Raw genomic sequence first — 22953 nt, 5'->3', positions numbered from 1 at the left:
TGCCTCCTGCGGGTGGTTCGCAGCCGGTTCAGGCCGGGCTGGGCTTGGCGAGGAAGGTGTTCAGGCGCCGCACCATGGCGCGCGCCGCGCGGTCGGGGGCGAGGCCGTCGAGGAGGGCCTGCTGCAGGACCTGGGACATGGCGTTCTGGAAGTCGGAGCCGGCGCCGGCGAACCACACGGAGGGGTCCAGGACCACGTGGTCCTGTGCCTCGGCGTAGTGGGCCTGGGGTTGCAGCCGCCGGTAGGCGGCGGTGCGGGTGACCGGCCCGTACGCGGGGATGTGGCCGGCGGTGGCCCAGATCTGTCCCGCCTTCAGCAGGGCCGCGACGGCGCGGTGGGCGCGACGCCGGCGCGCGGGGTCGGGGTCGGGGTGGTGGGGCAGGACGAACGAGTGCGAGTCGGCGTACACGGCGGGGGTCCCGAAGACCGTCGGGAAGGGTGCCGCGCCCACCTTGGCGTCGGCCGCGCGGAAGGTGCCCAGCTCCCACTCGCCGGACAGGATCATCCCGGTCTGCCGGTTGGCGAACGCGGCGATGGCGGCGGAGTAGTCGAGGTGTTCGGGGTTGGTGCGCCCGTCGACGATCTTCGCCATGAAGGCGATGACCTCGGCCATCCGGTCCACGTCGACCTCGGCAGGTCCGCCGTCGGGCAGCCGGAAGGCGCCGCCGGTCTGCCGGTACAGGCCGTAGAACAACCGCCAGCCCTGGGCGGTGTCGGTGACGTAACCGAACGCGATGCCCTGTTTGCCGGACGCCTTCGCCAACTCCCGCCCTGCGGCGAGGAACCGGTCCGGGGAGGAGAAGGCTTCGGCGTCCAGGGTGCCGTCCGCGGTGAGCAGGCCGGCGTCGGCCGCGATGTCGGGGTGGTAGAAGACGATGAACGGGTGGGTGTCCAGGGGGATGGCGTAGGTCTGTCCCCGGTACTGGGTGCGGGCCCAGACCGCGTCGGCGAAGTCGTCGCGGCCGACGCCGTGTTCGGCGAGCTGGTCCAGGTCCCACGCGTCGAGGAGCCCGGTGGGTGCGTAGCCGGCCAGGCGGGACATGTGGGCGATGGCGACGTCGGGGCCTCGGCCGCCGGCCGAGGCCATGGCGAGCTTGGTGTAGTACGGGGTTCCCCATTCCAGGACGGTGCGTTCGATGCGGCTGCCCGGCATGTCCGGGCGCGCGGCGCGCACCATGTCGTTGAGGAGGCCCCCGTCTGCCCCGCTGAACAGGTCCCACAGGCGCACGGTCGAGGCGTCGGCGGCCTGCGCGGATCCGCAGCCGCTGAGCGCACCGGCGCCCAGGACCGCGGCCCCGGAGGCCAGGACGGTGGCGAGCGCGCGGCGCCGGGTGGGTCCGGGGGGACCGACGGGTGCGGGTATGCCGGTCATATGGCTCCCTTCTCATGGGTGGCGGGGGCGGGATCCGGACGCGGGTGCGTCCGGATCCCGGCTCGCCGCCCCTCAGATGTACATCGTTGTAAATCCTGGGTGAGAGCAGCCCCCGGTTCCGCCGGGGAGCGAGGTGGCTAGGCGTCGTGCTCGTAGGCCGCCGGGCGGGTCTGGGCCGCCCGCAGCAGGGCGGTGTCGACCTTCTCGGAGCGGTCGAAGCGGTAGACGCCGTTGCGTTCCTGGAAGACGTCGGTGAGCTGGGTGTAGCAGTAGCCGAACATGTCCCGGTCGTCCAGCAGTACGGCCGTCAGGCCGGTGAAGCGGGCGATGAACTCCTCCTGGGAGCGCGGCCGTTCGCCATAGCCCCAGGACGTGTCGCGTTCGTCGCCGGCCGCCCCGGCGGCTTCGGGGTCCCACCAGATGCCGCCGAACTCACTGCAGAAGTAGGGCTGTCCGCCGTACGGCAGCGACCAGGTGCGCCCCTCGGGGCCGGTGTTGACGTACGGGCGGTCCTGCGCGAGGCCGGACATCACCTTGGCGAAGACGGCCGGGTCCTGCTCGTAGCAGTGGGAGTCGTAGACGTCGCTCTCCGGGACCCGGTGGGCGTATCCCGAGGCGTCGAGCACCGGGCGGGTGGCGTCCGCCTGCTTGGTGGCGAGGAACATGCCGCGGGTGACGTCGTCGAGCCGGGTGATGCGGTCGTGCAGCGGCTGGTACGTCTCGTTCAGCGGGCACCAGCCGACGATCGACGGGTGCGAGTAGTCCCGTTCCAGCGCCTCCAGCCACTGGGTGACGTACGAGGCGTCGGGGCGCTGGTTGTCGTCGCGCACGCCGACCTCGCAGCCCCAGTCGCCGAACTCGCCCCACACCAGGTAGCCGAGCCGGTCGGCGTGGTAGAGGTAGCGCTCCTCGAAGACCTTCTGGTGCAGCCGGGCGCCGTTGAAGCCGGCGTGCAGGCCGAGTTCGATGTCGCGGACCAGGTCCCGGTCGGTGGGCGCGGTCATCAGACCGTCCGGGTAGTAGCCCTGGTCGAGCACGAGGCGCTGGAAGACGGGTTCGCCGTTCAGCAGCAGTTGCTTGCCGTGCACGGAGACCGAGCGCAGGCCCGCGTAGGAGCGTGCCGCATCGACGACATCGCCGTCGGCGTCGAGGAGTTCGAGGGTCAGGTCGTACAGGTGCGGGTCCGCCGGGGACCAGGTGCGGCGCCGGGCCTCGGGGACGGGCAGCACCAGGCGGGGCGCGAGGTCGAGGTCGGCGCGGCTGTGGGCCACGGCCACCTCGCCGGCCTCGTCCCGGAGCGTGGCGCGCACCCGGTGACCGGGCAGGTTGGCGGTGAGCGGCAGTTCCAGGAAGAAGGAACCGGAGGCCAGGTCGGGGGTGATGCGGGGGCGTTTGAGGGCGGCGGCGCGCGGGACCGGCTCCAGCCACACCGTCTGCCAGATGCCCGTCGTACGGGTGTAGTGGGCGTGCGAGTTGGCGAACCAGGTGGCCTGCTTGCCGCGGGCCTGGGGGCCGTGGCGGCTGTCCCGGGCGCGCACGACGATCGTCACCGGCTCGCCGGCCGCGGCGACCTGGCCGAGGTCGGCGGTGAAGGGCGTGAAGCCGCCGCGGTGGCGGGCGACCTCGACACCGTTCGCCCACACCGTGGTGTCGTGGTCCACCGCGCCGAAGTGCAGCAGCACCCGGGCGTCGGCCCATGCCGCGGGGACGGTGACCGTGCGCCGGTACCAGACGGCCTCCAGGAAGTCCGTCTCGCCGACACCGGAGAGCGTCGACTCTGGGCAGAACGGGACGACGATACGGCCGGTCAGCTCGCGCTCGCGCAGGCCGCGCTCAAGACCCGTGTCGGACCGGTCGATCTCGAACTCCCACTCGCCGTTGAGATTGAGCCAGGACTCGCGGACGAACTGCGGCCTGGGGTATTCGGGGCGGGGCGGGTCCGAGGGGTGCGGAACGGACATGGTCCTCCTTGCGTCGGGAGTGCCGGTCGGTGCGGGGCACATGGCATCATGAGATTTACATCGATGTAAATACGTCGGCACACAGCGGACCGGCCCGAAACCGATTCGTGATGGTCGGTACGATCACGACCGACGGAAGGACGGACAGGTGGCGGCCAGACCGAGGATCAAGGACGTGGCGGAGTACGCGGGCGTCTCCGCCAAGACCGTCTCCAACGTGATCAACAACTTCGAGCACGTGTCGGAGCGGACCCGCACCGCCGTCCAGGAGGCCATCGACGCCCTCGGTTACCGGGTCAACATCGCCGGCCGTCAACTGCGGCAGGGGCGCACCGGAGTGATCACGCTGGCGGTGCCGGAGCTGGACGTGGCGTACTTCGCCGAACTGGCCAAACACGTCATGGCCGAGGCCGGGCGGCGGGGGCGCACCGTGCTCATCCACCAGACCGGGGCCGTCCGGGAGAGCGAACTGGCCGCCCTGCACGGCTTTGACGCCCAGTTCTGCGACGGCGTCCTGCTGAGCCCGCTCTCCCTGCTCCCCCACGACCTCGCCACCCGCGACCGCCGCCTGCCGGTGGTGCTGCTCGGCGAACGCGCCCCCGGAGCCGGCACCGACCACGTCGGCATCGACAACGTACGGGCCGCGCGGGAGGCCACCGAGCATCTGCTGGCCCGCGGACGGCGGCGCATCGCCGTCGTCGGCGGGGCCGCGCACGGCCCCCAGGGCACCGACCGGCTGCGCACGGACGGCTACCGCGAGGCCGTCGAGGCGGCCGGGCTGCCGTTCGCCGCGGACCTCGTGGTGCCGGTGGACGCCTACCACTGGCGGGACGGGGCACGGGCGACCGCGCGCCTGCTGGAGTGCGAGCCCGCCGTGGACGCCCTGCTCTGCCTCAACGACCATCTCGCGCTCGGCGCCCTGCGCGCGCTGCACGAACAGGGCCGGTCCGTGCCGGGCGACATCGACGTGGTGGGGTTCGACGACATCGAGGCGTCCTGCTTCAGCGTGCCCACGCTGAGCACCGTGGCCCCCGACAAGCAGGAGATCGCCCGCGCGGCCGTGTCGCTGCTGCTGCGCCGCATCGACGAACCGGACGCGGGCGCTCCGCGGGACCATGTGGCCGGGTATCGGCTGGTGATCCGGGAAAGCACCGGCGGCTGACACCACCCGGCCCCGGACACCGCCCGCCTGATCCGGGCGTTCTTCTGGGCGCTGCGTCCCAGCAGTTCCGGCGTGGGCGCCACGACGGCCCGGGGCTCCATGTCAGTGCCTGAGGCTAGATTCGCCGCGTGAGCGAGCCTTCCTACCTTGCCGCGGTCCGGGAGTCGTACGACACCGTCGCCGCCGACTACACCGCCCTCGTCAAGAACCCGTCCGAGCTGGACCCCACCTCGCGCGCGATGCTGGCCGCGTTCGCGGAACTGGTACGGGCATCCGACCTGGGACCGGTCGCGGACCTCGGCTGCGGCCCCGGCAGGGTGACGGCACACCTGGCCGGCCTCGGGGTGCCGGCGTTCGGCGTCGACGTATCGCCCAAGATGGTCGAACTGGCTCGTCACGCCTATCCGGACCTGCGGTTCTGCGTGGGCACCATGACAGCGCTGGAGGTCGGGGACGACGCGCTCGGCGGCATCCTGGCCTACTACTCGACCCATCACACACCTCCGGAGCTTCTGCCGGTGGTGTTCGCCGAGTTCCACCGCACCCTGGCGCCCGGGGGACATCTCCTGCTCGCCGGCCACGTGGGCGCCGGTGAACGCCGCCGTCCGGTCCGCGCCTATGGGGGCCACCCCGTGTCCTACGAGTCCTATCGGCTGCCGGCAGACCGGCTCGCGGAACTGCTGAACCAGGCCGGACTCGTCGTCAGCTCTCAACTGGTGCAGGAACGCGATGAAGAGCTGAAGTGGAAGTACGCCAGTTTCCTGGCGCGCAAGCCGGCCACCGCGATGCCGGCTTGACCTCTCAAGCGCCCTGAGACGGTACCGAAGGGGCTCAGGGCAGAGATCGACGCCCGCTCCGCCGGGCGTCGGTCGTCCGCGGCACCGTCGTGGCCGGGCGCGCAGTTCCCCGCGCCCCTTCGGGGCGCCGCCGATCGCCGGGCCCGCTCAGGCCGATTCCTCCCGGGCCAGCGTGTCGATGATCGCGTCCAGGAACCCGGGGACCGCCGTGTGAAGGTCGTCCCGCCGCAGCCCGCGGATGCTGAACGGCCTGGGCATCGGCGCGATCGTCGGCGGCGGCGCCGCGCTGCTGGACGTGCGCCCGAACGACACGGCGCGGACCGGGACACTGACCGCCATCGTGTTCAACCTCGGCATCGCCGTCGCGGCGCTCGGCAGTGCGGCCCTCGCCCAGACGGACGTCCACCCGCTGCTCGTCCCCTACCTCGCCGACGGCTTCATCGCGCTCGTCCTGCTGGTGCTCATGGTGCGGATGCGCGAGCCGCACCCCGGTGCAGGCGCCGCCTGGGCCGTGCTCGGGGTGTGCTTCTCCCTGGAGCCGTCGATCGCCTCCCACGCCTCGCACATCGACGGACCGCTGTTCGGCGGCATCATCATCGCCGCCTTGACGGTGACGGCCGCGATCGCCCAGATCGTCGGCGGCCGCTATCCGGCCCGGAGGGTCGCCCTCGTCGGAGACACGGCGCTCGCGCTGCTCATGCTCGCCGGGACGGCCGCGTTCATGACGGGCCACGCCGTGCCCATCGCGCTCCAAGGCGGTGCCTACGGACTCGCGTTCGGCGGATCGCTGCGTCATCTGACCGCGCAGATCCCCGCCGAGCGCCGCGGCGCCGTCATGTCGGCGTTCTACCTCATCGCCTGCACCGCTCTCATCGTGCCCAGCCTCCTCGTGGGCATCGGCGCGACGGTGTGGTCCGACGCCTCGGTCTTCCCGGTCTTCTCCGTGCCGGCGGCGCTGCTGTGCGTCTGCGCCGTGCTCGCCGAACGGTTCCTCGGCCGCCGTGACCGGCGTGCCGCCCAGGTCCGCCCGGTGGGCCGACCGGAGCGGGCGACGACGTCGAACAGCGAAGTCGCCGCCCGGACTTGAGGGCCGAAGGTCAGCTCTCGGGCACCCGCCCGGCCGGCTTCCAGTCCTCGGCGAGGAGGCCGAGCAGCACCTCGTCCACGAACTCGCCCATCACCCAGGCCGCGGAGCGCAGCACGCCCTCGCGGACAAAGCCGTTGCGTTCGGCGGAGCGCAGCATCGCGGCGTTGTCCGACAGCGTCTCGATCTGCAGCCGGCGCAGGCCGCGCACGACGAAACCGTAGTGGCACAGCACCGCGACCACATCGGTGCCGTAGCCCTTGCCGCGGGAGGACGGCAGCAGTCCAAGACCGATGTGCGCGGACCGGTTGTGGAGGTCGATGCCCCACAGCACCGCGCTGCCGATCAGCGTGCCGCCGTCCAACTCGACCACGGAGAACGGGACGTGCCCCTGTTCCTTGTCGTCCACCACGAACTGCGAGTTCTTCGAACCGGGCGTGATCGGCCGCCACGGTTGGTCGTCGGACCGCGAGAAGTTGACCACGTCGTCGTGCAGTTCTGTGTGCAGGATCGGGATGTCGTCCTCGTGCCGGGCCCTGAGCCCGACCTTGCCGCCTCTCAACATGCGAGCTTCCTATCCGACCTGGCTCTCGGCGGCAAGCCGATAAACGGCGCCGGGGCGCCCGGGGTCGGCCGGGCGCCCCGGCGTGCTCTGCCGGCCGGGTTCAGCCGGTGAGCACGGTCAGTCCCTCCGGTGCCCGGGTGCTCACCGTGCCGTCCGCGGCCAGCGTGATGTCGAGCCGTTCTCCGCCGGCCTCAAGACCGGTGACCGTGAGCGGTCCGAAGGAGCGGGCGAATCCGGGGGCCACGGTGATCGTGCCGCCGGGTATGTCCGCGTCCAGGCCCAGCGCGGCCCGCAGCACATGCACCGACGACGCCGCCGCCCAGGCCTGCGGGCGGCAGGACGCGGGGTAGGGGGCGGGCCGCGCCGCGGCCTGGTCTCCATGGCCGGCGAAGAGCTCGGGCAGCCGGGCGTCGAAGGCCGTCGACGCGGTCAGCAGGCCCGCCGCAAGGGGCGCCGCCGCATCCGCGAAACCGGCCCTGACCAGGCCGTGCACGGCGATCGCCGTGTCGTGCGGCCAGATGGAACCGATGTGGTAGCCGTACGGGTTGAAGCCCGTCGCCGCGCTGCTGAGGGTGCGCAGACCATGGCCGGAGTCGAGGTCGGGGCGGGTCAGACGGGCGGCCAGCAGCGCGCTCTCCTCCTGGTTCAGCAGTCCCGTGCCGAGGAGGTGCCCGAATCCGGAGGTGATCGCGTCGACGGGCCTGCCGTCGCGGTCGAGCGCGAGCGCCGGGTAGGGGCCGTCGGCGTCCTCGACCCAGAAGCGCTCGCGGAAGCGGGTGGCGAGCCGTTCGGCCCACTCCTCCCAGGTGTCCGCGCCGGGCCGGCCGAACGCCCGCAGCAGGGCCGCGCCGCCGCGCGCGGCCTCGTACGCGTACGCCTGGACCTCGCACAGCGCGATGGGCGGCTCGGCGAGGCGGCCGTCCTGGTGCCGGACCGCGTCGCCCGAGTCCTTCCAGCCCTGGTTGGCGAGGCCGCGGCCGGTCAGGTCGACGTACTTCAGGAAGCCGTCGCCGCCCGCGTCGCCGTGGTCGCGCATCCAGGCGAGCGCCGACTCGGCGTGCGGCAGGAGCCGTTCGACCTGCTCCGGGGCGAGGCCCCAGCGCCAGGCGTCGTGCAGCAGCGTGATCCACAGCGGGGTCGCGTCCACCGTGCCGTAGTACACCGGCGGCAGCGCGAAGGTGTCCGCGAACTCCTGGCTGCCGCGCCGCACTTCGTGCAGGATCTTGCCCGGCTGCTCCTCGGTGGCCGGGTCGACGACGGCGCCCTGGCGGCGGGCGAGGGTGCGCAGGGTGCCGGCCGCGAGTTCGGTGCCGAGCGGGAGCAGCATCCGCGCCGCCCACAGCGAGTCGCGGCCGAAGAGGGTGAGGAACCAGGGGGCGCCGGCGGCGAGGAACTGGTCCACCCGGCCGTCACGCGCCGTGCCGTCCTCGTCGGACCGCGGGTCGGTCAGGCGCAGCCGGTCCAGGTCGGCCACCGACTGCCGCAGCCAGTGGTCGAACCGGTGGTCCGCGGAGCGCAGCGCGGGGGTGCGCCACGGTACGGCGTCGGCCGGGGGCGCCGGGAACTGGTCGCCGTCCGCGTGGGCGGCCGTGCAGTGCAGCGTCGCCGTCCACCGGGCGCCGGGGCCCAGTTCGATGTCGTAGGACAGGCTCCCGGTGCCGGGGTCGAGCCGGTCGGCGGCCGGCTCGGCGGCCAGTCGCACGGTGAGGCCGTCGCGTGACCAGTCCAGCGTGGCGCCGTCCGCGGCCCGTGCCGGGACGAGGGCCGGGCGGTCGCCCGACTTGACGCGCTCCATGGGGGCCAGGTCGGTTGCGGCGGTGACGGTGAGCCGGAGGGTGATGTGGCGCCGTCCGGCGTTGACGACCGTGAACTCCTCCGTCAGCCGGCCGGCCGTGACGGTGCGCCCGCGGTGCAGTTCCACGGCCGGGTCCGCGGTGCTCTCGCCGAGCCCGCGCAGGATCGCCCGGAAACCGGCCCGGTCGGCGCCGCCGAAGCCGCCCGTGACGGGCACGAGCGGGATGCCGTCGGCCGCGACGGTCAGCCGGGACAGGGCTCTGACGTCGCCGTGGAAGAAGCCGTCGACGCCGTGCTCGATCTGCCCGTCGGGGCGGGAGAGCGCGAAGCTCGGCGCGCAGAGTGTGACGACCGCGTCGTGCAGGAACGGCTGCAGTCCCTCGGGGGTGTCCGCGGCCTCCGATTCCGGGTCGCCTGTGTCCTGGGGCTTGACAGTGGTGTCCAAAAGAGAAGAACCTCTCAGCGTTAGATCGTTCCAAAGACAGTAATCTCCTCGTCAGAGCGATGACAATGCCTTTGGAACGCTCAAATCGATCCACCCAGGGCTCTACACGGCCCTTTCTCGTCGGAGACCCGTATGCCCCGCACCCCGCGTTCCCCGGCCGCTCCTGGCCCGGTCACCCTCGCCATGGTCGCCCGCCGGGCCGGTGTCTCCCCGCAGACGGTGTCCAACGCGCTCAACTCGCCGCAACTGCTGCGCCCCGAGACCCTGGAGCGGGTGCGGCAGGCCGTCGACGAGATGGGATACCGGCCGAGCCGCGCCGCGCAGACGCTGCGCACCCGTTCCAGCAAGCTGATCGGCTACGGCATCCAGCCCTCCCCGGCCGGCACCACGACCCCGATCATGGACCGTTTCCTGCACGCCCTGTCCCAGGCCGCGGACGAGGCCGGATACCGGATCCTGCTGTTCGCGGGCTCGCCGGGCGAGCCCACCCTTGAGGGATACGAGGAACTGCTCGGACAGCACGAGGTCGACGGGTTCGTGCTCAGCGGGACCGCGCGCCGCGACCCCCGTCAGACGTGGCTCGCGGGGCGGGGCGTGCCGTTCGTCGGCTTCGGACGGATGTGGTCGGGGCGGCCCGTCGGCGACTGGGTCGACGTGGACGGCGCCTCGGGCACGGATGCCGCGGTGGAGCACCTGGTCGCCCTCGGGCACCGGCGGATCGCCTTCCTCGGCTGGCCGCGCGGCTCCGACGTCGGTGACGACCGGGCCGCGGGCTGGCAGCGGGCGATGCGCCGGCACGGGCTGTCCACACGGGCGCGGCGCGCCCAGAGCGTGGACGACATCGAGGCCGCCCACGACGCGGTCAAACCGCTCCTGGACGCCGGCGCGACGGCCGTGGTCGCGGCCAGCGACACACTGGCCCTCGGCTGCTACCACGCGCTGCGCGAGCGCGGTGCCGCCCCGGGCCGGGACGTCGCGGTGATCGGCTTCGACGACTCACCGACCGCCGCGCTCGTGTCGCCCGCGCTGTCCTCGATCGAGCAGCCGCTGGAGGCGGTCGGCCGGGAGTGCCTGCGTCTGCTGCTGGCGCGGATGGCCGACGCCGGCGCGCCCCCGGAACGGGTCCTGCTGGCGCCGTCGCTGGTCGTGCGCGACAGCGTGCCCGGCGCGCAGGCGGGAGCCGACGGACCGGCGGCCCGTTAGCCGTCGCCCGCAAGGGCGCCGACGGCGAGACCTCGTACACCGGCCCGCACGGGCCCCGAACCTCACCCCTTTCTCCTCCCCCACCCCGGGTCGCGGTCCGCCGCAGCACCCGGGCGGAGCCGCACGTCCCACCCCGAGTACACGGAGGAAGCAATGACCACCCGCACGGCCGCCGCGGCCCTCGCCACCTGCGCGGCTCTGATGGCCGCCACCGGCTGTTCGTCGAGTTTCGGCGACGGCAAGGAGACCGAGCAGGACAGCGGCGCCAAGCAGCATCTGACGGTGCTCATCGCCACGTCGGGCGACGCCGAGACCAAGGCCGTCAAGGACGCGGCTGCCGCGTACCAGAAGGAGTCCGGCAACATGGTGACCGTTCAGGTCGCCAAGGACATGAACCAGCAGCTGGCGCAGTCCTTCGCCGGGCACAAGCCGCCGGACGTCTTCTACGTCAACTCCGACCAGTTCGCCAACTACGCGAAGGCGGGCTCGCTGTACGCGTACGGCGAGCAGATAAAGGACGCGGACGACTTCTCGGCGCAGCTGCGCTCCTCCTTCACCTACGACGGGCAGCTGGTGTGCCTGCCCAAGGACACCTCCACGCTGGGCCTGGCCATCAACACCGAGCTGTGGCAGAAGGCCGGGCTGACCGACCGGGACTACCCGACCACCTGGGCCGAGCTGAAGCAGGTCGCGGGCAAGCTCACCCGGGACGGGGTGACCGGACTCGTCACCTCCAACGAGTATCAGCGGCTCGGCGTCTTCATGAAGGAGGCGGGCGGCTGGGTCACCGACGCACGGCAGACGAAGATGACCGCCGCCGGCGCCAAGAACGCGCAGGGCCTCGCCTTCGCGCAGTCCCTGCTGAAGGCGGGCTCGTTGAAGTACGCCACGGACGTCGACACCAGCTGGGGCGGCGAGGCGCTCGGCAAGGGCAAGGCCGCGATGACGATCGAGGGCAACTGGCTGGCCGGAGCCATGAAGGCCGACTACCCGGACGTCAAGTACAAGGTCGTGGAGCTGCCCGCGGGACCGGCCGGCAAGGGCACGCTCGCCTTCAGCAACTGCTGGGGCGTGGCGGCCGAGAGCGCGCACCAGAAGGCCGCCGTGGATCTGGTGAAGTACCTCAGCTCCGGTGAGCAGCAGCTGAAGTTCGCGGACGCCTTCGGTGTCATGCCCTCCCGCACCAGCTCGCTGGCCACGTACGCGCAGCAGGTGCCGGAGGCCAAGGCATGGGTGGACGGCGCGGCTTACGCGCAGGGCCCGGTGACCATCGCCGGGTTCGACAAGGTGCTCGGCCAGTTCAACACCGATCTGCAGGCGCTGCGCACCGCCGACCCGAAGAAGATCCTCGCCGACCTGCAGAGCAACGGCGAGCAGGCGATGGCGAAGGGCGACTGAGCCGTCATGTCCCCCCGCACCACCCGCGCCGCGGACCAGCCCCGCGGCGACGGTTCCTCCGACTCCGGACGGCCGCTTGCGGCGGCACGTTCCCGGTCGACCGGTACGCCGGGCGCACCTGACGCGCCCGGCGGGGCCGGTCCCACCGCGGCGCCCCGCGCCATCCACGCCCCGCGCGCGGGGCGCCGCCGCGGTGAGGGCCCATGGGGCTGGCTGTTCGTCAGCCCCATGGTGCTCGTCCTCGGTCTGTTCCTGATGCTGCCGATCCTGATGGCGCTGTGGGTGAGCCTGCTGCACTGGGACGGGCAGTCCAATCCGTTCAGCGGCGAGGCCAAGTTCGTGGGCCTGGACAACTACCGGGCGCTGCTGACCGAGAACGGTCTCGACCGCACCCTGTTCGCGACCTCGCTGCGCAACAACGCCTACTACGTGCTGCTGACCGTGCCGTTGCAGACGGCTCTGGCCCTGGTGCTGGCGCTCATCGTCAACCAGCGGCTGCTGCGTGCCCGCGGCGCCCTGCGCACCGCGTTCTTCTTCCCGTCGGTGACCAGCTCGATCGCGGTGTCCACCGTGTTCCTGTTCCTCTTCCAGGGCAGCGGGGCCGTGAACTCGTTGCTGTCCTGGATCGGGGTGAAGGGCCCGAACTGGTTCGCCGACCCGCGCGGGGTGCTCTCGCTGCTGCTCGGGTCCCTCGGCATCGTGGATCCCGACCATCCCTCGGGCGCGCTGGCCGAGCACTCCTTCCTCGGTCTGTCCTGGTTCCAGTGGCTGTCCGGGCCGTCCGTCGCGATGTGCACGATCATCCTGCTCGCCGTGTGGACCACCTCCGGCACCTTCATGCTGATCTTCCTCGCGGCCCTCCAGGACATCCCGCGGGAGCTGGAGGAGTCGGCCGCCCTGGAGGGCGTCAACCGGTTCCAGATGCTGCGCCACATCACGCTGCCCGCGCTGCGGCCGGTGCTGTTCCTCGTGCTCACCCTGGGTCTCATCTCCACCTGGCAGGTCTTCGACCAGGTGTATGTGATGGGCCAGGGCGCTCCGGGCAACACGACGCTGACCCCGGCGTTCCTGTCGTACTCGTCCGCGTTCGACGACGCCGACTTCGGGCAGGGCGCGGCCATCGCGTTCATCATGCTCGCCCTGATCCTGTGCCTGACCGCGTTGCAGCGCTGGGCGTTCAGGGATCGCGACGCCCGTCCCGGGAGGAACCGATGACGTCGACGACACGGACTGTGCGCCGACAGCACCGTCCGGTGCTCGGCCGGTATCCGCTGCCGCTGCGGATCGTGGGCTACGTGCTGGTGGCCGGGCTCGGGCTGCTGTACGTCCTGCCGTTCGTCCTGCAGTTGGTGACCGGTTTCAAGACCGATCCCGACGCCGCGTCGCATCCGCTGTCGCTGGTGCCGGTCACCCCGACGACCGCCGCGTACCAGCGGCTGCTGGGGCTGAGCGAGGCCGGCGACGGGGTGCCGTTCCTGCGCTGGCTCGGCAACTCCGCGGTGGTCGCCGTCGTGGTCACCGCCGGGCGGGTGCTGTTCGACTCGATGGCCGGGTACGCGCTGGCCCGGCTGCGGTTCCCCGGGCGGGGCCTGCTGTTCGGGTTCGTGCTCGCGGTGATGGCGGTGCCCGGGGTGGCCCTGCTGATCCCGAAGTTCCTGGTCCTGAACACGTTCGGGCTGTTCGACACGTACACCGGCATGATCCTGCCGCTGATGGTGGACGCGGCGGGCATCTTCATCATGAAGCAGTTCTTCGAGTCGGTTCCCCGGGAGGTGGAGGAGGCGGCCCGGGTGGACGGCGCCGGTGTCTTCCGCACCTTCTGGTCGGTGGTGCTGCCGATGGCGAGGCCCGCGCTGCTGACCCTGACCATCCTGTCGTTCCAGAGTTCGTGGAACGAGTTCACGCACTTCCTTGTGGCCACGCAGTCCGCCCAGTACGAGACGCTCACGACGGGGCTCGCCCGGTTCGTCTCGGGTGGTCTGGGCGGCGGCACCCAGTACCCGCTGAAACTCGCCGCGGCCCTGCTGTCGACCCTGCCGGTGGCGGCGCTCTTCTTCTGCTTCCAGCGGTACTTCGTGCAGGGCGCGAACGCGGGCGCGGTCAAGGAGTGACACCAGCACGGCAGCGGGCCTGAAGGTGTGTCGGCGGGATGGGCATCGCACCGTAGCGACTGCCGGGACGGCGCGGTCATGGCCGGGCGGCCGACCCGATCCCGGCATCGCCGCCCGCCATCGCGCAGGCGCGGCGACGCCCAGGAAAGCACCCCGACCAACCACAACTCACCACAACCGACCGACGGAAGACCACCGCGGCGGCCGTGCGGGGGCGGGGGTGTCGGTGTCTGCGGGCATGTGGGGGAACGGTGAGCCCGGGGCGGGGTTACGCGGTGGGCAGGGTGGTGCGGAGTGTTTGGGCGGTGTCGGTCGGGTCGTAGTCGTCCGGGACGCCCTCGACCAGGATGATGTCGCCCTCGATGTGCCGGGCCCGCAGGGGCGCGATCTCCCGGTAGGCGGGCGAGTCCCACCAGGCCCGTGCCTCGGCGATCCCGGGGAAGGCGATCACCACGACGTGGCCGGGCCAGCCGCCCTCCAGCACCTCGTGCCGCATGCCGTGCACGAGGAACCGTCCGCCGTAGGGCTCGAAGGTGGCCGTGATGCGCTCGATGTACTCGGCGATCTCGGGATGCGGTGCGGCTTCTTGCAGGTGGGCGATGGCGTAGGCGGGCATGACGGCTCCTTGCCGGTCGGTCCGTTCCCGGTACGCCCCGATCCTCGCGCGCGCCGGCGGGGGGGGGGGGGGGGGGGGGGGGGGGGGGGGGGGGGCCCCCCCCCCCCCCGGCCGCAGGTGACGCGTCGCACCGGGCGCTACCGGGTGACCGGGGCGACCCGGAAGGTGCCGGAGCACACCTTCCAGTCGGCCGGCACCAGGACCGCGGTGCGGGAGGCCGGCGGATAGACCCGCAGATAGGTTCCGGTGGCCCGACAGGGCCCGCCGACGGGACCGTTGGTGGTGCGGATGACCGCGGACGCCGAGTGGGCGGGGGCGAGCGTCACGGTCGGGACGGCCTGTCCGGTCCGGGTGGCGGCAGCGCCCACCTGGTGATGGGCGGCGTCGAGGACGCTGACGCCCGGGTAGCCGCGCAGGGCGCAGCCGGTGGTGCCGGTGTTGGTGAACCGGATCGGCCAGTACAGCGAGCCCGCGGCGCCCTCCTTGCGTCCCATGGACACATACAGGTCGCTCACCGTGCAGGTACGCGGGCCGGCCGGGGCAGCCGCCGCGGTCGTGGCCCAGGCGGCACCGGCCGCCGCGCCGCCCGTGAGAAGGACGGTCGCCGAAGCGATCGCGACGCGTCGGGAGAGATGGCGTGAGTGAAGAAACATGCCATACCACCCCTATCGGGTGAATGGGTGGATGTGTGTCACTCTCTTGGATGCACGCGACCGACGAAAAGTTCTGCCGCCCGCCGGTTCCCGACCCGCGGGCGGTGCCGGAAGGGACATGCCGTGGACCGGAGCAATGAGCGGGGTGCCACGGGCGGGCGCACCAGGCTGGCCCTCTTGTCGCCATCGCCGGGAGTTCAGTGTGTCCAGGCTGCCTGAGCCGAGCCGTCGGGCGTGTGCTGCGCCCGTCCGCCCCGCCCCCGCGTACCGCGCCCGCCGGGCGCCTGCGCGGCTGGGCGAGCGGTGAGGCTTCGCGGTCGTACCGCCCGGGCGGGCCGCGGCGAGGAGCGGGCGGATGACAGCACCCGGACCCGGCCGCCGGCGCCGCCGGCCTGGCTGCGCTGGCTTCCGGTCGGGTATGTCGCCCTGGTCCTGGTGCTGGAGCCGCTGACCCCGGTGGAGTGGCCGGTGAGCTTCGCGCTCATCGCGCTGCCGCTGGTGGCGGCCTTCGCGTACGGCCCGGTCGTGGTCGCGTGCGGCGCCGTGTTCGCCGTCCTGTCCGAGTGGATCCTGGCCGGCACCCCGTGCTGCGCGGGCCGGCACCTCGGCTACGAGTGGGACCCGCACTATGTGGCCGCCTACGTCTGCACGGCCCTGGTGGGTTTCCTCGGCACGGTCCTCGCCCTGCACAGGACGCGCCGCGAACGTACGCTCGCCGATGTGCGCTTCGTGGCGGACATCGCACAACAGGTCCTGCTCAGACCGGTTCCGCACCGGATCGGCGACCTCCGTCTGGAGAGCTTCTACCACTCCGCCTTCGCCGAGGCGCGCATCGGCGGCGACCTGTACGAGGCCGTGCCCACCGCGCACGGCGTACGGCTGCTCATCGGCGACGTCCGGGGCAAGGGGCTGCCCGCGGTGGAGACCGCGGCTACCCTGCTCGGCTCGTTCCGCGAGGCGGCGCACGACGAGCCCGACCTGCCCGCGCTGGCGGGCCGGGTGGAGACCAGCGTGGCCCGCCGGGCGGATCAGCTGTCCGGGAGCGATGTGGCCGAACGGTTCGTCACGGCGGTGATCGCGGAGATCCGCACCGACGAGCACACGGTGCGGGTCGTCAACTGCGGGCATCCGCCGCCGCTGCTCCTGCGGCCCGGCGAGGTGCGCGAACTGCACACGGGACGGTCGGCTCCGCCGCTGAACCTGGGGATGCTCGTCGGCGAGCCGTACCCCGTGGACGTCTATCCCTTCCTGCCCGGCGACCAGTTGTTGCTGTACACGGACGGCATCACGGAGACCCGCGACCGGGCCGGCGCCTTCTACCCGCTGCTGGAACGGCTGCGCTCCTGGGGGCCGCTGCCACCGCGGGAGCTGCTGGACCGGCTCCATCACGATCTGCTGGAGTACAGCGACGACCGGCTGCGGGACGACATCGCCGCACTGACGGTCGTGCTCCTCCCGCGCAAGGGGGCGGCCGCCGCGTCCGCGCGGCGCGGCACATGACGTGCCTGGTGTACGGAGCCCGGCCCGGATCCGGTACCGGGACCTGACCCGCTGAGCGCAGTGACGCGCCGCGCGCGGCGGGTCTGCCGTCGACGCCCGGGCGCGGAACGGCCGGTGGCGGCCCGGGGGCGCCTTGAACCCGGCCGCCGGAGCCGAGGGTCGGGCTGTGGCTGTGGGTTCAGCACAGCACCGTGAGGTCGCCGGGCCGCACCCTGGCCGTGACGGGCAGGGTGGCCTCGACCTCTCCGTCGGCGCCGTAGGGTACGGGCCGGTCGGCCTCGATGCGGATCTCCCGGCCGCGCAGCACCCGCACCTCGGGCCGGTCCACGTGGGCTCCGGTCGCCAGCTCGTTCATGAGGGCGAAGAACAGCCGGCGCGGTGCCTCGCGGATCATCACGATGTCCAGCAGTCCGTCGTCCACCCGGGCGTCGGGTGCGATGGCCCGGCCGGAGCCGTAGTAGGCGGAGTTGGCGGCCACCACGGTGTAACCGCGGTGGGCGTGCTCCCGTCCGTCCACGGTGACCCGGTAGGTGGCCGGGCGCCAGGTGGCCACCGCGCGCAGTCCGCCGGCGTAGTAGGAGGCGGCGCCGCGCAGCAGCCGCGCGCTGTTGGCGTGGCGGTTGGCGAGCGCGTCGACCCCCGCGTACACGCTGCCCAGCACCACGGTGCCCCGGTGCACGGCCGACTCCACCTCGATGGTGTCGACGGGCCGCGGGGTGTTGCCCAGCAGGATCCGGGCCAGCGCCGCGGGGTCGGCGGGCAGGCCGAGGGCGCGCGCGAAGTCGTTGCCGCGGCCCGCCGGGACCAGGCCGAGCACGGTGCCGGTGCCGCTGAGGGCGCCGCCGATGCCCCCGGCGATGCCGTCGCCGCCCACCGCGAGCACCACCCGGCCGCGCTCGCCGGCCCGGCGGGCCAGGTCCTGGGCGTGGGCCAGGCTGCGGCTGTACTCGGTCTCCAGGTGCGCCCCGGCCTCCCGCAGCAGCCGGCCCACGTGCAGCAGCGCCGCCGCCCCGGTGGAGCCGCCCGCGGTGGGGTTGACGACGGCCGTGAACTGTCGCATCGGTGAGCCTCCGGACGGTGCGGGATGGTGCGGGGCGGCAAGGCCGGGCGGTGCGCCGCCCGGTCAGTCGACGGGCAGCAGTATCCCGGGGTTCAGCAGCCCCTCGGGGTCCAGTCGGCGCTTGACCGCCCGGAGGGCCGCGACGCCGAGCGGGCCCGCCTCCCTGACGTACCAGTCGCGGTGGTCGGTGCCCACGCCGTGGTGGTGGCTGATCGTCCCGCCGGCCGCGAGCACGGCCTCGTTGGCGGCGCGCTTGGCCGGTGCCCAGTGCGCGACGGGGTCGGCGCCCTGGGCGCTGACCACCGTGAAGTAGAGGGAGGCGCCGTTCTCGTACACGTGCGAGATGTGGCACATCACCAGCGGTGGCGTGCCCGCCTCGGTGAGGGTGTCGGTGAGCGCCCCGCGGACCGCCGCGTACAGCCGCGGGAGGCGGGACCAGAAGGCGGCGGTCTCCAGCGTCTCGGCGAACGCGCCCGCGTCCAGCAGGGAGTCCCGCAGATACGGGGCCGCGTAGCGGCCTGCGGCCCAGCGTTCGCCTGGACCCGCGCCCAGATGGGTGCCGCCGCACGCGCTCAGCACGGCCGCCGCCCCGGCCCGCCGGTTGCTGGACGTCGGGCTCGGCGCGACCGGGGCCGGCGCGGCTCTGGACGCCGCGGCCCGCGGGCTGGACGTCGTCGCCGTCGACGCCCACGACCTCGCCTTCGGCACCACCGTGCACGCGCTCGCCGCGCACGATCCGCGGCTGGCCGAACCCGTGCTGCCGGGACAGCCCGTCACCCACGCCGATCTGCTGTGGGCGGCACGGTACGAGGGGGCGCTCGACGAGGCGGACCTGTTGGACCGGCGCACCCGGATCGGGCTCGTGCCCGAGGACCGGGCCGCCGCGCTCAAGGCGGCACGCGCAGCACTCGACCGGGCGGCGGCCGCGCCCGCCTGACGCGCCGGGCGGGCCCCGGGATCAGGAGCGGGGCAGGTCGTCGATGGTGCGCCGCCGGGCGGGGCGGGTGGCTCCGAAGCCGGTCTCGTGGTCCCAGACGTGGCCGCACGAGGGGCACTGCAGATGCAGCACGCTGCCGCTGTTGGCGAGCAGATAACGCCAGTGCTCGGCGCAGGTGCGCCGCTTCGCGCACCTCGCGCAGCCGTCGCTGTCGGCGCAGCGCGGGCAGGCCACCCAGGCCCGGCGGCCGATGTCGGCCTGCGGATCAAGCGGCAGCACGGCCACCCCCGCGCGGCGGCAGCACCCCGGCCGCGACCAGGTCGTCGTACACGCGCTGCTGCTCCTCGTCGAGGCCGGAGTACAGCAGGTCGTACGCCGCCTCCTCGCCGTGCAGCGCCTCCACCGGGTCCCAGTGCGGGCCGATGGCCTCAAGGACCTGGGCCCGCCGGTGCGCCTCGTGCGCGGTGAGGTCTACGGCGAAGTCGACCGGGGCGGAGCCGTCCGGCCGCCCGGCGGCCGGATCGCCGGGATCAGTGGGATGCGTGGGGTCATGGGCGGACATGTGGTCGAACTTAGGTTTGCCTTCCTCGCCAGGGCAAGAGTGCGTGGGCGACGTCACAGCCCGCCGGAACCCTCACGGGGTAGTTCCGACTTCAACATTCATACGGGTGATGATAGGAGGGCAGCGGACGATCACCCGCGCAGCGGCACGGGACGAAGGAGCACAGGTGACACAGACGGCAGCGGCGACGGACGGCGAACGGCGCGTCTACGTCGACAAGCAGAGCCCGGGCGCGTACCGCGCGCTGACCGCAACGGCCGAGGCGGTACGCGCCGTGGCGGACGAGGCGGGCCTCGACCGCGCCCTGGTCGAACTCCTCAACGTCCGGGTGTCCCAGCTCAACGCCTGCGCCTACTGCCTCAGCCTGCACACCCGGGCGGCCCTGCGGGCCGGCGAGACGACGCAGCGCCTCGGCGTCCTGCCCGCCTGGCGCGACACGGAGCTGTTCTCCCCGCGGGAGCGGGCGGCGCTCGCCCTGGCCGAGGCCACCACGCACCCCGCGGACGCCGACGCCCAGACGACCGCCTACGCGCAGGCGCGGGCGGTGCTGTCGGACGCCGAGACATCCGCGGTGATCTGGGTGGCGATCACCATGAACGCCTTCAACCGGGTCTCGGTCATGAGCAAGCACCCGGTGCGCGCCGCGGCCCCGCTCGGCACGGCGTGACCGCCGCCGCCCCCGTCGCCCGGGCGGCGCGGGGGCGGGGGTGGGCCGGTCAGGCGCCGAGCGCCGCGAGGACCACCGTCTGGGCCTCCTCCTGGACCTGGCGGAGGTGGTCGGGACCGCGGAAGGACTCGGCGTAGATCTTGTAGACGTCCTCGGTGCCGGAGGGACGGGCCGCGAACCAGGCGTGCTCGGTGGTCACCTTGATGCCGCCGACGGCGGCGCCGTTGCCCGGGGCCTCGGTGAGCACGCCGGTGACGGGTTCCCCGGCCAGCGTCTCGGCGGTCACCTGGGCCGGGGAGAGCCGCGCGAGGAGGGCCTTCTCCTGCCTGGAGGCGGGCGCGTCGACGCGGGCGTACGCGGGCTCGCCGAAGCGCTCGGTGAGCCGGGCGTAGTGCTCCGAGGGGGTCCGGCCGGTGACGGCCGTGATCTCGGAGGCGAGGAGGGCGAGAAGGATGCCGTCCTTGTCCGTCGTCCACACCGAACCGTCCCGGCGCAGGAAGGACGCGCCGGCCGACTCCTCGCCGCCGAAGCCGAGCGTCCCGCCCAGCAGTCCGTCCACGAACCACTTGAACCCGACCGGGACCTCGACCAGCCGGCGGCCGAGGTCGGCGGCGACCCGGTCGATCATCGAGGACGACACCAGCGTCTTGCCGATCCCCGTGTCCGCGGGCCACGCGTCACGGTGGCCGTAGAGGTAGGAGATGGCGACGGCGAGGTAGTGGTTGGGGTTCATCAGACCCGCGTCCGGCGTGACGATGCCGTGCCGGTCGGCGTCGGCGTCGTTGCCGGTGGCGATGGCGAAGCGGTCCCGCCGCTCGATGAGCGAGGCCATCGCGTACGGCGACGAGCAGTCCATCCGGATCTGGCCGTCCCAGTCCAGCGTCATGAACCGCCAGGTGGGGTCGGTGTGCGGGTTGACCACCGTCAGGTCGATCCGGTGTTCCTCGGCGATGCGGCCCCAGTAGGCGACGGACGCCCCGCCCAGCGGGTCGGCGCCGATGCGCACCCCGGCCGCCCGGATCGCGTCCAGGTCCAGCACGCTCGGCAGATCGGCGACGTAACGGCCGAGGAAGTCGTACCGACCGGTGCCGGCCGCGGCGAGCGCCCGGGCGTAGGGGATGCGCCGTACGTCCTTGAGGCCGCCGGTGATGATCTCGTTGGCGCGGTCCTGGATCCAGGAGGTCGCGTCCGAGGCCGCGGGGCCGCCGCTCGGCGGGTTGTACTTGAAGCCGCCGTCGGCGGGCGGGTTGTGCGACGGGGTGACCACCACCCCGTCCGCGAGGCCGTCGGCGCGGCCCCGGTTGTGGGTGAGGATCGCGTGCGAGACGGCCGGCGTCGGGGTGTACCCGTCCGCGCCGTCGATCAGCACCGTGACGTCGTTGGCGGCGAACACCTCCAGCGCGGTGACCTTCGCGGGCTCCGACAGCGCATGGGTGTCGGCGCCGAGGAACAGGGGGCCGGTGACGCCCTGACCGGCCCGGTACTCGCAGATCGCCTGGCTGGTGGCGGCGATGTGGTCCTCGTTGAACGCGCCCGCCAGGGACGACCCGCGATGTCCCGAGGTGCCGAACGCCACCCGCTGCGCCGGCTCGGCCGGGTCGGGGTGCAGCGTGTAGTACGCCGTGACCAGCCGGGCCACGTCGACCAGGTCCTCGGGGCGGGCCGGGGTGCCCGCTCGTTCGTGCGGCATGGGTCCGTTCCTCCGCGTCGTAGATCCATCGCTCGGCGTCCCATCTTTCCCCGCCGCGGCCCCGCTTCGCGAGGGGGCCCGGCGGCGGCCGGCCGGCCGGCGGCTCACCCGCCGTCCTGGGCCGGCGGGGAGCGCTCGGCGCCGGGTCCTGCCGACGGTCCTGCCGACGTCCGGCCTGCGTTCCGGGCGGAGGACGTGAAGCGGCGGCCGACGGCATCGCCCATGGTGAGGTTTTCCAGCACCTCGACCAGTTCCTGGCATGCCTGTTCCACGGACCTGCGGGTGTTGCGCTGCTCGGTGATGACCGCCGACAGCAGCAGCGCGGTCAGGGCCACCGTCCCGTTGAACGCGTGCAGCTTCAGCAGCACCTCGACCGGCGTGAGCCCCTTGAACGAGCCGACGTAGTCCGTCGCCGCGACGGTGACCAGGACGGACATGAACAGCGCGCACAGCGTGCTGCCCGCGACCCGGAAGCGCAGCGCCGACCAGATCAGCAGCGGGTAGACCAGGAAGAGCAGGCCGATGGCGCTGTACACGGCGAGCGGTACGACACAGCAGACGGCGAGCGCCAGAGCCAGGGCCTCCCTCCAGCGGCCGAGTCGCGGCGGCCATCGCGCCTGGTACGGCAGCAGCAGCACCGGCGTGACCAGCAGGACGCCCATCGCGTCGCCCACCCACCACGCCAGACACACCCGCCAGTAGCCCGGCGCGGCGAGCCTGTCGGTCAGAAGGAGCATCGAGGAGCCGACGACCGCGCTGACGAGCATGGCGAGCAGCGCCGCCAGGAACACCAGCGCGAGGCCGTCGCGCAACCGGCTCAGGTCGGTCCGGAAGCCGACGCGGCGCAGCATGAGAAGGGCGCACACCGGCGCGATCGTGTTGCCCGCGACGGTGCCGATCAGGTCGGGGCCCGGCGCGTTGACGGCCAGGACGGCCAGCAGGGCGCCGACCGTGATGCCGGGCCAGCAGCGCAGCCCGCACACCAGCAGGGCGGCCATGGCGACGCCGGTCGGCGGCCAGATCGGCATGACCACGACATTCTCGACGACGACCTGGCGCAGCAGTCCGAGCCGGGCGCCGGCGTAGTAGCAGACGGCGACCGCCAGCGCCGGGAGGACCTGGGGACGCAGCTCCTGGGTACCCACCACAGCAGCCATGAGACACCGAGCCCGCCCGCTCGGCGAGGCGAGCCACATCCCTGCGGGGCCTTTGCCGGTCCTCGTCTGCGGCGCCGTCGTGGTGCGGCTCCCCTGCGGGGCCTTTGCCGGTCCTTGTCTGCGGCGCCGTCGTGGTGCGGCTCCCCCCTGTGGGGTAACTGCCGGTCCTCGTCTGCGGCGCCGTCGTGGCTGAGCGCGCAGTTCCCCGCGCCCCCTTCG

The 22953-nt window shown here is 73.0% G+C and carries 21 protein-coding genes and 1 pseudogene; 10 read left to right on the top strand and 12 right to left on the bottom strand.

Features of this window, described 5'->3' with window-relative positions; all coding sequences use genetic code 11:
* Window positions 1–28: 28 nt before the first annotated feature.
* Both ACIRFL_RS16505 and ACIRFL_RS16500 read right to left on the bottom strand, forming a co-directional pair.
* On the bottom strand, window positions 29–1372 hold the full coding sequence (locus tag ACIRFL_RS16505) for an ABC transporter substrate-binding protein (RefSeq protein ID WP_404028909.1): 1344 nt from the start codon (window positions 1370–1372) through the stop codon (window positions 29–31).
* Window positions 1373–1509: 137 nt separating this feature from the next.
* On the bottom strand, window positions 1510–3333 hold the full coding sequence (locus tag ACIRFL_RS16500; protein ID WP_404028907.1) for a glycoside hydrolase family 2 protein: 1824 nt from the start codon (window positions 3331–3333) through the stop codon (window positions 1510–1512).
* Window positions 3334–3481: 148 nt separating this feature from the next.
* On the opposite strand from ACIRFL_RS16500, the gene ACIRFL_RS16495 reads away from it, so the two are divergent.
* From ACIRFL_RS16495 to ACIRFL_RS16485, 3 genes are all read left to right on the top strand, one after another.
* Window positions 3482–4495 carry a LacI family DNA-binding transcriptional regulator gene (locus tag ACIRFL_RS16495; protein WP_404028906.1) on the top strand — a complete coding sequence of 338 codons (1014 nt, stop codon included), beginning with the start codon at window positions 3482–3484 and terminating at the stop codon, window positions 4493–4495.
* Between the two features lie 128 nt (window positions 4496–4623).
* Window positions 4624–5292 (top strand): class I SAM-dependent methyltransferase, encoded by a 669-nt coding sequence (locus ACIRFL_RS16490; RefSeq protein ID WP_404028904.1) that lies wholly within the window; start codon window positions 4624–4626, stop codon window positions 5290–5292.
* 238 nt (window positions 5293–5530) lie between these two features.
* Window positions 5531–6379 carry a hypothetical protein gene (locus tag ACIRFL_RS16485; protein WP_404028902.1) on the top strand — a complete coding sequence of 283 codons (849 nt, stop codon included), beginning with the start codon at window positions 5531–5533 and terminating at the stop codon, window positions 6377–6379.
* Window positions 6380–6389: 10 nt separating this feature from the next.
* Here ACIRFL_RS16485 and ACIRFL_RS16480 read toward each other — a convergent pair whose 3' ends face one another.
* Window positions 6390–6941, bottom strand: a complete 552-nt coding sequence (locus tag ACIRFL_RS16480; protein WP_404028901.1) for a GNAT family N-acetyltransferase — start codon at window positions 6939–6941, stop codon at window positions 6390–6392.
* 100 nt (window positions 6942–7041) lie between these two features.
* A complete protein-coding gene (locus ACIRFL_RS16475) occupies window positions 7042–9180 on the bottom strand; it encodes a glycogen debranching N-terminal domain-containing protein (protein WP_404028899.1) in 2139 nt (712 codons plus the stop codon).
* A 132-nt stretch (window positions 9181–9312) separates the two neighbouring features.
* Here ACIRFL_RS16475 and ACIRFL_RS16470 point away from each other — a divergent pair, with 132 nt between their 5' ends.
* From ACIRFL_RS16470 to ACIRFL_RS16455, 4 genes are all read left to right on the top strand, one after another.
* On the top strand, window positions 9313–10383 hold the full coding sequence (locus ACIRFL_RS16470) for a LacI family DNA-binding transcriptional regulator (protein WP_404028898.1): 1071 nt from the start codon (window positions 9313–9315) through the stop codon (window positions 10381–10383).
* 153 nt (window positions 10384–10536) lie between these two features.
* Complete coding sequence (locus ACIRFL_RS16465; protein ID WP_404028896.1) at window positions 10537–11781, top strand: extracellular solute-binding protein; 1245 nt, start codon at window positions 10537–10539, stop codon at window positions 11779–11781.
* 228 nt (window positions 11782–12009) lie between these two features.
* Window positions 12010–12996, top strand: coding sequence for a carbohydrate ABC transporter permease (locus ACIRFL_RS16460; protein WP_404028986.1), 987 nt, complete (start codon window positions 12010–12012; stop codon window positions 12994–12996).
* Window positions 12993–13892, top strand: coding sequence for a carbohydrate ABC transporter permease (locus tag ACIRFL_RS16455; protein ID WP_404028894.1), 900 nt, complete (start codon window positions 12993–12995; stop codon window positions 13890–13892). The genes ACIRFL_RS16460 and ACIRFL_RS16455 overlap by 4 nt, the downstream gene beginning before the upstream one ends.
* A gap of 268 nt (window positions 13893–14160) precedes the next feature.
* Here the strand turns inward: ACIRFL_RS16455 and ACIRFL_RS16450 are convergent, their stop codons facing one another.
* The gene (locus tag ACIRFL_RS16450; RefSeq protein ID WP_404028892.1) at window positions 14161–14508 is read right to left on the bottom strand and encodes a DUF1330 domain-containing protein; all 348 of its coding nucleotides are present in this window, start codon (window positions 14506–14508) and stop codon (window positions 14161–14163) included.
* Window positions 14509–14645: 137 nt separating this feature from the next.
* Entirely contained in the window at window positions 14646–15161 is a 516-nt protein-coding gene (locus ACIRFL_RS16445; protein ID WP_404028891.1) for a DUF4232 domain-containing protein, read from the bottom strand.
* A gap of 303 nt (window positions 15162–15464) precedes the next feature.
* On the opposite strand from ACIRFL_RS16445, the gene ACIRFL_RS16440 reads away from it, so the two are divergent.
* Window positions 15465–16661, top strand: a complete 1197-nt coding sequence (locus ACIRFL_RS16440) for a PP2C family protein-serine/threonine phosphatase (protein WP_404028889.1) — start codon at window positions 15465–15467, stop codon at window positions 16659–16661.
* A gap of 178 nt (window positions 16662–16839) precedes the next feature.
* On the opposite strand, the gene ACIRFL_RS16435 is transcribed toward ACIRFL_RS16440, so the two are convergent.
* Together ACIRFL_RS16435 and ACIRFL_RS16430 are read right to left on the bottom strand one after the other, a co-directional pair.
* A complete protein-coding gene (locus ACIRFL_RS16435; protein WP_404028887.1) occupies window positions 16840–17721 on the bottom strand; it encodes a YegS/Rv2252/BmrU family lipid kinase in 882 nt (293 codons plus the stop codon).
* Window positions 17722–17784: 63 nt separating this feature from the next.
* Window positions 17785–18321 (bottom strand): annotated as a pseudogene (locus tag ACIRFL_RS16430) (FAD-linked oxidase C-terminal domain-containing protein); the annotation flags it as partial.
* Between ACIRFL_RS16430 and ACIRFL_RS16425 the strand changes: the two are divergent.
* Window positions 18278–18658 (top strand): FAD-dependent oxidoreductase, encoded by a 381-nt coding sequence (locus ACIRFL_RS16425; RefSeq protein ID WP_404028885.1) that lies wholly within the window; start codon window positions 18278–18280, stop codon window positions 18656–18658. The pseudogene ACIRFL_RS16430 and the gene ACIRFL_RS16425 sit on opposite strands and share 44 nt — an antisense overlap.
* Window positions 18659–18679: 21 nt before the next feature.
* On the opposite strand, the gene ACIRFL_RS16420 is transcribed toward ACIRFL_RS16425, so the two are convergent.
* Together ACIRFL_RS16420 and ACIRFL_RS16415 are read right to left on the bottom strand one after the other, a co-directional pair.
* Window positions 18680–18937, bottom strand: a complete 258-nt coding sequence (locus tag ACIRFL_RS16420; protein ID WP_404028883.1) for a hypothetical protein — start codon at window positions 18935–18937, stop codon at window positions 18680–18682.
* On the bottom strand, window positions 18924–19220 hold the full coding sequence (locus ACIRFL_RS16415) for a DUF6400 family protein (protein ID WP_404028881.1): 297 nt from the start codon (window positions 19218–19220) through the stop codon (window positions 18924–18926). The genes ACIRFL_RS16420 and ACIRFL_RS16415 overlap by 14 nt, the downstream gene beginning before the upstream one ends.
* Before the next feature lie 166 nt (window positions 19221–19386).
* Between ACIRFL_RS16415 and ACIRFL_RS16410 the strand changes: the two genes are divergently transcribed.
* A complete protein-coding gene (locus ACIRFL_RS16410; protein WP_404028879.1) occupies window positions 19387–19887 on the top strand; it encodes a carboxymuconolactone decarboxylase family protein in 501 nt (166 codons plus the stop codon).
* A 49-nt stretch (window positions 19888–19936) separates the two neighbouring features.
* Here ACIRFL_RS16410 and pgm read toward each other — a convergent pair whose 3' ends face one another.
* Entirely contained in the window at window positions 19937–21577 is a 1641-nt protein-coding gene (gene pgm, locus ACIRFL_RS16405) for a phosphoglucomutase (alpha-D-glucose-1,6-bisphosphate-dependent) (RefSeq protein ID WP_404028878.1), read from the bottom strand.
* Window positions 21578–21681: 104 nt separating this feature from the next.
* On the bottom strand, window positions 21682–22734 hold the full coding sequence (locus ACIRFL_RS16400) for an MASE1 domain-containing protein (RefSeq protein ID WP_404028876.1): 1053 nt from the start codon (window positions 22732–22734) through the stop codon (window positions 21682–21684).
* Between the last annotated feature and the right edge of the window lie 219 nt (window positions 22735–22953).

It is taken from the genome of Streptomyces sp. NPDC102462, from assembly GCF_044765425.1.
Lineage (GTDB): Bacteria > Actinomycetota > Actinomycetes > Streptomycetales > Streptomycetaceae > Streptomyces.
The sequence above is the reverse complement of the archived record's forward strand: the minus strand, read 5'-3'. Positions and strand labels throughout refer to the sequence as shown.